We start from the raw sequence: 12277 nt of genomic DNA on the forward strand, positions 1-12277 counted from the left end.
ATGTCGGATAGCCGTGTGGTGAGAACGGAATGCGCGGTCCGAAACGGTGGGAACCGGAAACCGCGCATCAGTCACCCGGCCGGTCGCCGACCTTGTTGGCGGGAGCCCGGGGAGTGCTTCGCGGCCGTGACTGCGGAGCACTCCCCGGATTCGTTCACCGGATGACAGTTGCCGCCGGATCAGTCTTCGGGTGAGAGGACGGTGCGGTACCCCCACTCGAAGTGGTTCTCAATGGATCGGCCACTGTCCCCCACCAATGGGCCCACAATAGGGCCGAGAGGCAATCTAGCCCACAGTGGTAGCTGCTTCCCGCGGTCCGCGAGCTTGGTCGCCGACTTCCAGTCCCATTGATCGTCTACCGTGAAAGTCATGTTTACGACACGCCAGCCTTCCGGGGCTGGTCCGACGCTGGCGATTTTGCCCTTCACCTTGAACGAGCCCATCACGGATTTAGCTTCGCCGTTGGTGCCGACCACCCCGTTGGTCAATGTGCCAACGACGTCGTTGGCGATTCCGAGTGGCGTTTCGAGCCACCAACGATTCCCTTCGCCGGGGCCGATGTCCTCATAATCATTCTCTAGTTCCTGGCCGATCGCCTTGCTTCCGTTGGCCTTGTAATTGGCGAGCAGGATGCCGACTAGATCTTTCACCTCCGACTGCTTGACGAGGTCCTTCACCAACGGGTCGCCTGCGCCGAAGTTCACCACATCGGAATTGTCGAACGCGTTGAGAAACCACGCTCGGAGGATGTCATGGGAGCTGTCATTGTTGCGCGGGTAGGTGCTTGTACGGTAGACACCGCAACCACCTACCTCCTTGCAGATTTTCGCGGATTTCTCCGCGTACCTGAAGAATTCGCAGGGGTTCGCCTTGTTGTTGCAGATGTTGGGCTTGAAGCCGCCCGCTCCGACGCGCACCGGCCACGGTATCTTGCGGATCTTGTCGGTCCAGGCCCCGTGGTTCGAGGTCCAGGTCTCCTGGATGAGCGTGCCTTCCGGGGTCTCGCAGGTGCCGAAGCCACCGCAGGTGCCCTCGGGGCGCAGACCGCTGGGGTCGCTGAGGTTGATGGGGTCGTTGTTGCTGTAGGTGTAGCCGGCGAGCGACTGGGGGTCGGCTGCGGCCAATACCGGGTCGGGACTGATGAAGCGTCCGGTTATGGGGTCGTACTCACGGGCGCCGAGGTGGGTGAGGCCAGTGGATTTGTCCGTGTTGCCGCCGAGGAAGCCTCGGCTGCCCGGCCACGTGACGGGCTTGGTGCCACGGGTTGCTCCGAAGGGGAGGGAGCGGCGCTGGTCCATCGCGCCCGTGGTGGCGTCGATGTTGATCTCGGCGGTGCCGTGGTGGTCGTTGACCTGGAAGGAGACCAGGTTGTCGTCGGTGCGAACCGCGGTGCCGGAGCCGACGGGGTAGTAGCGGGTGGCGGTGGCCTTGGTGGCCCCCTTGACCAGCTTGAGTTCGGTGCTGCCGAGGTAGAGCGTCCAGCTCTCCGCAGCCGGGTCGGTGGTGTCGAGGGTGTGTCCGATCAGGCGGCTTCCACCCGCGTCGTAGAGGTAGTCGGTGGTCTGACTGGTGGTCGTGGTGGTGGAGCCGGCCGTGGTCTTCACCGTGCCGGCGAGCTGGCGCAGCCGCCCCTCGGTGTCCCAGGTCAGGGTCTGGTCGCTGCTCTGGTTGCCGGTGGGCCTGAGGTGGCGCCCGCTGGTGGCTCCGGCCTCGTCGTAGTCGTAGCTCTCCACCACCGGCGTCGCGAGAGTGCCGGTGACGGTGCTGGTGGAGGTCAGGGTGTGCGGCCGGGCCGAGGTGGGAGCGGGATAGGTGTAGGAAGTGGTGGAGTCCAGTCCGGTATTGCCGGTGGTGTCGTGCCGGGTCTCACTCGCCCGGGTGCCGTTGGTGTTGTAGGTCCAGCTGGTCCAGTACGGGGCGGGGCCGCCGAGGTGGGTGCCGTTGGGTGCTGAGCAAGTGCCGGTGTTGGGGGTGTAGGCCTCGGTGAGGCGGGTCAGGTAGTCGTACTGGAAGCACTGCCGGTCGGTGCCGGCACGGGAGGTGTCGGTGACGGAGGTGACGTGGCCGGCCTGATCGTAGGTGTAGGCGGCGGCGCGTGCGGCTCCGGTGATGCCGTACTGGTCGGTGCGGCTGGAGGCGAGGCGCTGGGTGCCCCACTCATAGGCGTTGGTGACGTAGACCTCCTTGCTGGCGGTGCCATTGCTGAGAGTGGTCTGCAGCGGCTTGCCAGTGAGGCTGTAGGTTTGGCCGCTCTGGTACTTCGTCAGGCCCTCGGACGCAGTGAGCCGGTGGAGGCCGTCGTACGTGAAAGCCACGGATTCGGCCGCGAGATTTCCTGCTGCCGGGTAGGTAACAGATCTGGACTGGCCGTCGAGGCGGTAGGTGGCGCCGGTGATGTAGTTCCCAGCCAGAGCCTCCTGCCCGGGAACGGACGGGACGGTGACGGTGGTGCGGGTCGGTCGGGAGCGGGCGTCGAACAGTGAGTACGTGGTCTTGTACTCGTAGGTCTGACCGTCGACCGTGTTGAAGCGGGAACTGGAGGACAGCTGGCCCGTGTTCCCTGCCGGGTCCCACACCTGAGAGGTCCGCAGCGGGCCGGTGGAGGAGCCGTCGTGGGTTTCGGTCAGACGGCCGAGGTTGTCGTAGACATTGAAGATCGTCTTGCCGCGAGCATCGATGGTGGTGGTCAGTTGACCCCGGTCGTTGTATGTCTTCACCGAGGTGCCGGTGTCGGGGTCGACGGACTTGGTCTGACGGCCGCGCTGGTCGTACAGCCAGGTCCAGACGGTGCCGGCCGGGTCGGTCAGCTTCGTGAGGTTGCCTGCCGGGTCGTAGCCGTAGGTTGTGCTGTCGTAGGCGCCTGCAGGGGTGGCGGACTTGTACTGACGCAGTTCGACGGTGTGCCCAGCCACGTCCGTGATGGTCGTGGTCGGAGTGGCACCGGTGGGCGGAGTGACCGTGACGCGATCGCCGTTGTGCTCGATGAGCGTGGTGGCCAGCGGCGTGCCGACGCCGTTGCCTGCCAGGGCGACGGACTTGACGAGACGTCCGAGGCCGTCAAACTCCTGTGTCGCCTGGCTCTCCACACCGGTGGTGTCGTCGATGTTGCGCAGTATGCCGGAGGGGGCGCCGGTGGCGTAGTACGCGGAGTAGGAGAGAGTGGCCAGGCCCCGCTCGTTGTAGAAGGTGTCGGTGAGGATCCGACCGTTGTTGTCGGCGGGGGACTGGGTCTGTCGGCTCCGCCCGAAGCCGTCGTACAGGGTGTGGGCGGTCTGCTGGGAGCCGTCCTCGTTGAGGGTCTTGGCGGCGACGGAGACGATCTGGTTGTCCGCGACGGTGTAGGCGTACTCCTGGTTCGGGGTCTGCCCGGCGCCCTTGGAGCGGTCGGGCAGCCAGACCTTCAGGGTGCGGCCGAGCGCGTCGTAGAGGAGGTCGGTGCGGCGGCCGTTGGTGTCGATCGTGTCGACGGCCTGGCCGCGCAGCAGGTCGTAGTCGGTGGTGGTGGTCTGGGCGGTGCTGGCGTCGCCGGCCTTGGCGGGCGGGGTGGTCTCCACCGTCCTGGTGGGCCGACCGGTGGCAGGGGTGTAGGCGGTGGTGCTGGTCCGGGCGCTCGGCGAGGCCGTGGTGACCGGGTTGGTGGCACCGCTGAGGTCGTAGACCGTGCTGGAGGCCAGCTCGGTGCTGCTCAGCGGGCGGCCGTAGCCGTCGAAGGCGGCGGCGTGGTCCAGGTAGGTGGCGTTGTTGCCGGTGCGGGACTTGAGCGTCTGGATGAGGGTGATGTCGCCCTTGGCGGGCGCGGTGCCGAAGCCCTGGCCGTCGAACCGGTAGCGGATGTCCGAGAGCACCGCCGAGGTGCCGTCGGTCCGGGTGTCCCGGTTGACGTCGGTGGCGCAGCTGGCGGCGACCACCTCGACGCGGGTGGCGCCCGTGAGGATCCAGGCGCCGGTGTTGTCGGCGTACGTGGTGCGGGTGCAGGTGTCGTCGTCGGGGACCGCGACGTCGCCCTGGTTCTCGACCGTGGTGGTCCGGCCGTAGCCGTCGCGGGTGTTGTTGGTGCGGGTTTCCCGCCACCTGCTGCCCGCGCCCTTGTCGAGGGAGGTGAACGTGCGGGTCACGGCGGTGCCGGTGATGTTGGCGGTGGTGGTGCCCCAGTCGCGGACCCGCCTGGCGGTCTCCGTCTTCCACGGCGTGTTGGTGTTCTTGCCGAGGATGACGCCGCCGGGCTTGTCGTACTGCTCGGTGCGGTACTCGTAGCCCGCCCACGCGTTGTCGTCGGTCAGCACGGTGCCCTGGCCGTCGTCGACGGTGACGGAGCGCTTGCCGTTCCTGTCGGCCGGGTTGTTGCGGTCCTGGTCCATGCCGCGCAGGAAGTAGTGGTCGGCCTGGGTGGTCATGCCGGTGACGCCGCCGGTCTCCACCCGGGTGCGGGCGTAGCCGCGCCACTGGGACCAGGTCTTGAGCTTGTCCTTGGTCAGGCCGTCCTCGTCGTCGTAGTGCCAGGCGGCGTCGCCGAGGTAGGTGTAGTGGGTGACCATGTCGGGTGCGCCGCCGGTGCGGTCGGTGGCGATGACCGCGTCGACGACGTACTTGTTGAACCACTCCGTGAGGACCGGGGTCTCCTCGGAGGCCTGGTACATCTGCGGGAAACAGCGGGTGGTGTTGGTCTGCGGGGTGGGCAGGGCGTTCCAGTCGCAGGCCGGGGCCGAGTAGTTGACGTCGATCTGGCCGCCGCGCTCGTCGGTGACGGTGCCCAGGCGCTGCTTGATGAACGGCATGCGGCCGTCGCCGACCTTGTCGAGCCGGTTGGCCAGCTGTTTGTAGGCGAGGGTGGTCCTCGGCAGCGGCACGGAGGGGGTGGCGGAGGAGCCGGTGTGCTTGATCGAGTCCAGCAGGAGCTGGTAGTCGAAGTCGGCGGTGCCCCACTTGTGGGTCAGGTCCCAGGTGTCGACGGTGGCGTAACCGCCGTCGGCCTGCAGGGTCTTGGCCGCGATCTGGGTGAGGCGGGTGCGGGTGAAGAAGGTCGGCGAGAACTGCGTGGTGCAGTCGGTGCCGTCCTTGCAGGTCTGGTCCCACGGGGTGTCGTACCAGTACTGCCGGTTGGGGTCGATCTTCGCCGGGTCGCACACCCCCGCCGTGGTCTCCAGGCAGCGTTCGGCGGTGGCGAAGTCGACCCGGCCCATCGGCTTGACGCCGGCCGAGTACAGGTCGCTCTGCTGCTGGCCGTACTCGATGTGGTCCAGACGGCCGCCGCGCACGTACGGGGTGCGGTCGGTGGCCTTCAGGCTACGGCCGTAGTTGTTGGTCTCGGGGGTGTACCAGTAGGTGATGTCGTTGCCGTGGGCGTCGACCACCAGGTCCAGGTTCCACCGCCAGCCCTGCTGGCACCACGAGGACGCGAAGTCGGCACCGTTGCACGGCTCGCCCGCGTTGTTGCCGAACACCGGCACCGTGTAGACCGACCTGGTCTCCGGCTTGCCGGCCGACCAGTTCGGGAGGCGGTTGTAGCCGAAGTAGTAGCTGGTGCCGTCGGTGGTGGTGGCGCGGAAGTACTCGCCGTCGTTGTCCCCGTTGCCGCGTCCGGTGTCGCGGACGCGCACCACCTTCGTCGCGTCGTCGTTCTTGATCCGCCACTCGTCGCCCGAGACCGGGATCAGCTCACCCGCGTGCCCCGCGAAGCTGATCGTGGCGTTGTCCGTGCCCCAGCACAGGTCGCCCGGACTCGCCTTGCCGACCTTCGGCGCGCCGTCGTCCGCGCACGCCTTGTAGCTGCGTTCGACGAAGCCCGGCGAGAGGTCGAAGCCGTCGCCGGCCCAGGAGGCCTGGTTGTTGCTGTTCGCCGTCCGTCCGTCGATCGCACCGGAGTTGTACGACAGCCCGACCTTCGGCGTCAGTCCGCCGGGCATGGCGGTCAGCGGCATGTCGTACGACCAGGTGAACGCGCCGCTGTTCAGCGCGGTCGACCAGCTCGACGCGCTCGACAGGGGCGTGGCCTTGTAGTCGCCGCTGGGGCCGGCGCTGCCGGTGGTGGCGGCCAGCACCATCGCACCGGAGGTGGACTGCAAGCGCATCGACCCGGCCGGGGCCGTGGTCAGGGCGTCCGCGGCGACGGTCTGCTTCGCGACGTCGTTGCCGCCCGGCAGCGGGGTCTGCACCCGGCACTCGGGTAGCTCGGGCGTGGTCAGCGCGCACTCGGGCAGCCGCACCAGCTTCAGGCGCGAGCCGAAGCCGGAGCCCGCGGCCTGCGCGAAGGAGGAGTAGTCGACGGCGAGTCCGCTGTTCTCGTCGGCGCCGGAGACGGTCAGCAGCACGCCGTTGACCCCGGCCTTGGCGGCAGCGTCCTGGCCGAGCAGTTCGACCTTCGCCGTGCCCGCCGAGCCGGCGGACGCCACGGCGACCGGAAGCTGCCCGGCCTTGACGGCCTTGCCCTTCTCACCGGGTACGTCGACGGTGGCGCTGCCCGCTCCGGGCAGGCCGCCATGCCGGCCGTCGACCTTGCTGACGGTGGTGTCGGCCTTGCGGCCCTTGGTCTTGGCGTCGGAACCCTTGACCGGCTTCTCGGGCGAGACCGCCGCCGGCTTCGTATAGGGTGCCGCGGCCGCCGCGACGGCGGCCAGCGGCAGTGCCGGCAGCAGTGACCCGATCAGCGTGCCCGCGATGACCGCGGACACCCTCGACCGGGCCGGCCGCCGCAGCACCGACCTCTTCCTGCTCATGGGGGAACGACTCCTTGGAAGGGAGATGGAATGGGCTGGGACAGACCGCGGGCCGGGCGGCAGGTAGCCGCCCGGCCCGCGGCAGGAGGGGGATCAGACGCCGGTGGAGGTGTCCAGCTCGACACCGTTGTCGGCGAGCTTGCCGATCTGTGCGGGGCTCAGCACGCCCTGGAACAGCCAGACGTCGTCCAGCTCGCCGGAGAAGTACTCGCCCCAGGCGCCGGACTCCTTGTTCCGGCCGAACTGCACGCCGCCGCCCGCCTCGTAGGGCTGCGGGACACCGGGAGCCCAGGAGATGTGCGGGGTGCAGGTCTTGTCGCCGTCCGCGCAGCCCTGGTTCTCGACCTGGCCGTTGACGTACAGGAACAGCCGGTCCGCGAAGGCGTCGTAGCTGACCGCCAGGTGGGTCCAGTTCTCCATGACGGAGATGGCCGAGGTGTGTGCCGTCCTGGTGCGCGTCCCACCGGTGTTGGCGTCGGTGTCGCGGACCTCGGCCTCCCACTGGCCGTACGGCTGCCCGGTGACGGGGTTGTTGCCCAGCGGCACCCAGCGCACGGTGACCGCGCTGTTGTCGGCGCCTGCCACCGACAGGGCCGTCATCTTCCGGGTCGGGACGCCCGCGGTGTTCGCCCAGCCGGCCAGGGTGAAGCTCTGGCCGGTGTGCAGCGGGGTCGAGACGGTCGCGGCGTAGCCGGTGGAGCCGTCCAGCAGCAGGGTGCCGGGGACGGGCAGCACACCGCCGTCAGCCTTGATCGACGCGCCGCCGCCGAGCTGGGCGCCGGTCTTGGCCGGGCCCTCGTCCGGAGTGACGGCCGGGGTGCCGGTGGCCGAGGAGAGCTTCCAGCGGCCGGCCAGCTGCGGGCGCTGCTGCACCATCGCACTGGCCTCCCGGCCGGTGACGACGCGGTCGTACAGGCGCACGTCGTCGATGTCGCCGCCGAAGAACTCGCCGTTGACGCCCTCGCGGTTGACCGCGCCGATCTGGACCGGGCCGGGGTTGGCCCACGGCGCGTTCTGGGTGTAGTCCGACTCGCCGACCAGGAAGCCGTTGATGTAGAGGCGCAGCTTCCTGGCGGCGGTGTCGGAGACGCCCAGCAGGTGCGTCCATTCGCCGGTGGTGCCGCTGAAGCACGGCACGCCGTTGATCTGGGTGCCCGTCGTGCAGGCGTCCTGCCAGGTGCGCACCAGGGTGTCGGTGGAGCTGTCCTCCTTGTAGCGGCCGAAGATCCAGCGTCCCCAGTAGGGCGAGTAGTACAGGGAGAACTCGTTGTTGTGCCGCCCGATCTGGGTGACCGCCATCTTCGGGGTGGTGTCGCCGGGGGTGGGCGCGGGCAACTTCACCCATGCGGAGACCGAGAAGTCCCGGCTTGCGTCCACCTGCGGGCGGGTGCCGCGCAGGTAGTCGTCGACGCCGTCCAGGTGGATCGCCTTGTCGGCGATGCCGGGCCGGCCGAGGGCGACGCCGTTGTAGGCGGTCAGGTTGTCCGTCTCGGCGGTGCCGACCGGCTTGGCGGAGGCACCGTCCAGGTGCCAGACCGACCTGGCGGGCAGCCCGGTGGCGAGCTGCTTGTCGGCGGCCACGTCGGCGGCCTCGGCCCTGCTCAGGGAGCGGTCCCAGAGCCGGATCTCGTCGACCGAGCCCTTCCACGGGTCGGTCCAGTTGCCGAAGTACTTGGAGCGGCCGAACTCGAGCGCGCCGTGGACGTCCCAGTCGGCGGCGACGTTCACCGGGGTGCCGGGCACGCCGTTGACGTACAGGGTGCCGGTCTTGGCGGCCGGGTCGTAGACGCCCACCAGGTGGGTCCACTGGCCGAGCACCACGGGGGCGTCCGAACTCGCCGGTTCGAGGGCGTAGTCGGTGGGGTTGTCCCGGCTGGACGTCCACATGGCCCACTTGCCCTGGAAGGTGCCGAGGGCGAATCGGGCCGCGGAGCTGCCGTTCTCACTGACCGCGACCCGGTTGCGGGTGTTGTCGGTGAGGTTGACCCAGGCGGAGACGGCGAAGCCGCGGGTGGTGTTCAGCACCGTGCCCTGGGTCTCGGCGTAGCCGTTGACGGTGCCGTCCAGGGCGAGGGCCCCGCCGAGGTGGCCGGGCGCGCCCAGGGCGGCTCCGGAACCGAGGGCGGCCTCGAAGCCGCCGCCGGCTCCGGTGACGCCGGTGCCGCTCGCGTCGTCCATCGACCAGCCGGTGCGCTGGGTCTGCCCGGCGAGCACGTTGAAGTAGTACGTCTCGGGCTGCGAGGCGTTCCCCGCGCCGTCGACGGCCCGGGCGGACAGGAAGTGCACGCCGGCCGTCTGCGGCTGGACGCGCACGGTCTGCCCGGCGCCGCCGCTGGTGGCCACCTCGTTCGCCGCGGACGGCGAGGTGTCCAGGCCCCACTGGTACTTGACCACGTCGGTGGCGGCGGACTTCAGGGTGAAGTTGCCGCCCCTGCCGACGCCGTCGGTCCACGGCAATGCCGCGGTGGCGTCCTTGGAGCCCGGGTAGGCGTCCGAGGTGATCGCCGGCCCGTCCGGAGCGGACGTGTCGACGATGAAGTAACAGCCGGTCGGGTCACCGTCGGCGGACCACGGCCCCCACTGGGTGCCGTCCCAGGCGCGGGCCTCCCAGTCGAGCTGGAGGTCCTGCGGCAGGTCGGTGGGCAGCGGCCAGGAGAACATCGAGCCGGAGGCCTTGAACGTGTTGCCCGCGGGTGCGGCGTCCTCCGAGCCGGTGGACCACCAGCGCCGGCGCAGGCCGGTGCCGTCGTTCCAGCCGACCGCGAACTGCACACCGATGGCCTCGCCGTCCGGGTCGCTGGCCCGGGTGGTGACCTGGGGCATCTTGTTGATCCTGATGCCCGGGTACTGGCAGACCGACCCCGGAGACATCGTCATGTCGGACATCGGGATCTGGTTGGGCCGCATGTTGTAGTACACCGAAAGGTAGGCGTCGTCGGTGAAGCGCTTCCAGGCGAGGGTGTCTCCCTCGTTCTGGGCCTTCAGACCGAAGCTGATGGTCGGCCAGCCCCAGTTGGCGGCGTCCTGGACGAGGTTGCGCACCGCGCCGTCCTCGCCGTACTCCAGCCATCCCCCGGGGCAGTTGCCGCTCCAGCCCTTGGCGGTGTTGATGGTCTGCAGGTAGCGGCCCCAGAACCCGGAGGCGTTCTGGCCGTTCCAGGTCAGGCCTGGGGCGATGTGGCCGGTGTTCCACAGCTCGACGGGTCGGGCGTCGCAGGAGTACGACCAGCTCTCGTAGGTGCCGAAGGTGGCGGACAGGATCTGCTTGCCGACGAACGGGTTGGCCACCTGGAAGAACGCCCGCTTGACGTCGGCCGGCACACAGCGCGAGTCGCCGTTGCAAAGGCCGACGCCCCAGTCGTGGACGTAGCTGCCGGTGTTCGTGAAGTGCCAGTACGCCTGGTTCGGGTAGCTGCGCGAGACGCCTGCCCAGTCGCCGGCGTGCGGGGTGTTCCACGCCGGGTCGATCATCACCGGGTAGACGGTGTCCGGGGCGTCCAGCATGCCCTGGTCGGGCGTGAGCAGCAGGCCGTCCTTGGGCAGGTCGACCTTGAGCCGGGTCATCTTCGCGCCCTCGCCGGGCAGGTCGCCGTAGCCGGCGGCGGCCGGGTCGTTCGGCGCGGGCGCTGCGGGGGCCTCGGCCTGCGCCGCCGCCTGCGGAGCGGCCTCGAAGGGCTTCGAAGCGGTGGCGGACGGCTTGGAGGAGTCCCACATCACCGGAACGGGCGCCTCGAAGACGGTGCCGCCGCCGGACGGGTCCGTCGCCTTGAGGGTGCCGTCGCCCTCCTGGCTGACCGACAGACCGGTGCCCACCAGGCCGAACCGGAGCTGGTCCAACTCGGGGTTCTTCGCGGCCTCAGCCGTATGCACCACGATGACCTGCGTGAACCCGGTCTTGGTGGCGGACAGCCGCAGGTCCACATCGGGAAGAATCGACGCATACTCGGCGGTCGCGCCGTTGAGCTTCGGCGCGGGCAGCGGCTTCGGCCAGCTGAGCCTCAGCTCCTTGCCGGCCCGGGCCATCGTGACCAGCGGTGCGCTGCCACCGCCGGAGAACCGCAGGTCGGCGGTGGACCCCTTGGGGGCGATACCCCCGCCGGGCAGCGTCTGCAGCGTCGGGTCGAGCTCCACCCAGCTGCCGTTCTTGCGCACCCGCTTGGGCTGGACGTAGGTGGTGGTCTTCAGCTTGCCGTCGGGCTGCGCGACGGTGTCACTGGTCTCGCTGCGCTTGGCGAGCACCTCCACCGGCTTGCCGGTGCGAGCGGCCTCGTGGACGGCGAGGGTTTCGGCGGTGTCCTGGGTGTCCGTGGCGCCGGGCGGAGGTGTCGCTCCGGTGGCGGAGGCCGGCACCACCGCGGTCGCGGCCAGCGCTATCGAGGCGAGTGCCGCGGCGAGCAGACTGCCCGACCGCCTTGCTGCTGTTCTCACTGCGTAAGCTCCGACTATTGGTAAGGGGCAAAGTTTGAACGGACCCTGGTGGGCACGTAAAAGCCCCGTCACGGTGCATCAGAAAAGCACGAGAGATGGCTCTGGGCGCCGCCGTATCAGGCCGGGGGAAGCTCGGGCGAAATCGGAAGACCCAGCCACCGGAATACGGGGCACATCACATGCGACGGGGCAGTTGTGGGCCTGGTGCAGGCGGCCGCTGACGTGAAGTGTGCCAGCGCGCGATCCGCACGAGTTGGCAATGCGTCGGCCCGTTCTTCGGATCGCGTCTGCGGTTCGACCGCCCGCGCCGGGCGCGCACCGCCGGGAACGAGCACCCGACCCAAGCCCGCCACCCGCCGCACCGACGGCACCGCGACCGGCCCGGCACGGCCGACATGATCACCGCCGGCACCCTGCTCACCCGGGGCTCCACGCCCTCGCCGACCGGGTGCCGCATCCGGGATCCTGTGGGCCCTCCCCTGCCCACCGCCGCGCGTGAACCGCTCGGCTGGCGGGTTCACCGCTCCGCTGGTCGAGTTCGTGCTCACCGGACACCCGCGCCAGGGGCGTGGACAGGAACTGCCGCAACAGCGCTGGGTAGTCTCCGACGGCGCCGGTGACGAGCTGACCTGGTTCGACATCGCGGTCGATGGACGATGGCAAGGTGCTGAAGCAGTACCGGGTGGCGTACATCCAGGCCGGTTCGTTCGCCGAGTGGACGGAACGCCTGGAACGGGAGGCCGAAGAACGGCTGGAGACCGCGCCCGTACGGCCGACGCCGCGCTGCGCCCGTGTCGGACGTGCCGGGGCTCGATCGGGGGGAAGGAGGGCTCGAAGCCGGAGCTGCGGGAAAAGGCCCGGCCGGACCGGCTGTGCGAATCTGCGGTTTGTCGCCACTGGGAGATCGGCTGGTGTCACCGGCCCTTGTCGGTGGCGGCGTGCGGGGGCGGGGGAGCCGTGGATGTCACCGGGGTGCGGATATGTGGTGACATCCCAGGTGTGGGACGGCGACGAAGAGCTGCGACGGGAACTGCGACCGGCCGATGCCGAGGAACTCCACGCCAACCGTCCGGCCGCATTCATCGATCGGTTCCCCTCCTCGGCCCAGGACACCGGAGCGGGCGCATCCCCCAACC

The 12277-nt window shown here is 69.5% G+C and carries 2 protein-coding genes; both read right to left on the reverse strand.

The features are described 5' to 3' along the window. Nucleotides 1-179: 179 nt before the first annotated feature. Entirely contained in the window at nucleotides 180-6713 is a 6534-nt protein-coding gene (locus tag AB0N76_RS07075; RefSeq protein ID WP_363554012.1) for an RHS repeat-associated core domain-containing protein, read from the reverse strand. A gap of 93 nt (nucleotides 6714-6806) precedes the next feature. Then, nucleotides 6807-11141 carry a LamG-like jellyroll fold domain-containing protein gene (locus tag AB0N76_RS07080; protein ID WP_363554014.1) on the reverse strand — a complete coding sequence of 1445 codons (4335 nt, stop codon included), beginning with the start codon at nucleotides 11139-11141 and terminating at the stop codon, nucleotides 6807-6809. Between the last annotated feature and the right edge of the window lie 1136 nt (nucleotides 11142-12277).

This window comes from Kitasatospora sp. NPDC093806 (genome assembly GCF_040683335.1).
In the GTDB taxonomy this organism is placed as follows: Bacteria; Actinomycetota; Actinomycetes; order Streptomycetales; family Streptomycetaceae; genus Kitasatospora.

Coding starts and splice junctions, on each gene's coding strand:
- AB0N76_RS07075 (WP_363554012.1), bottom strand. CDS start 6,713: ATGAGCAGGAAGAGGTCGGTGCTGCGGCGGCCGGCCCGGTCGAGGGTG.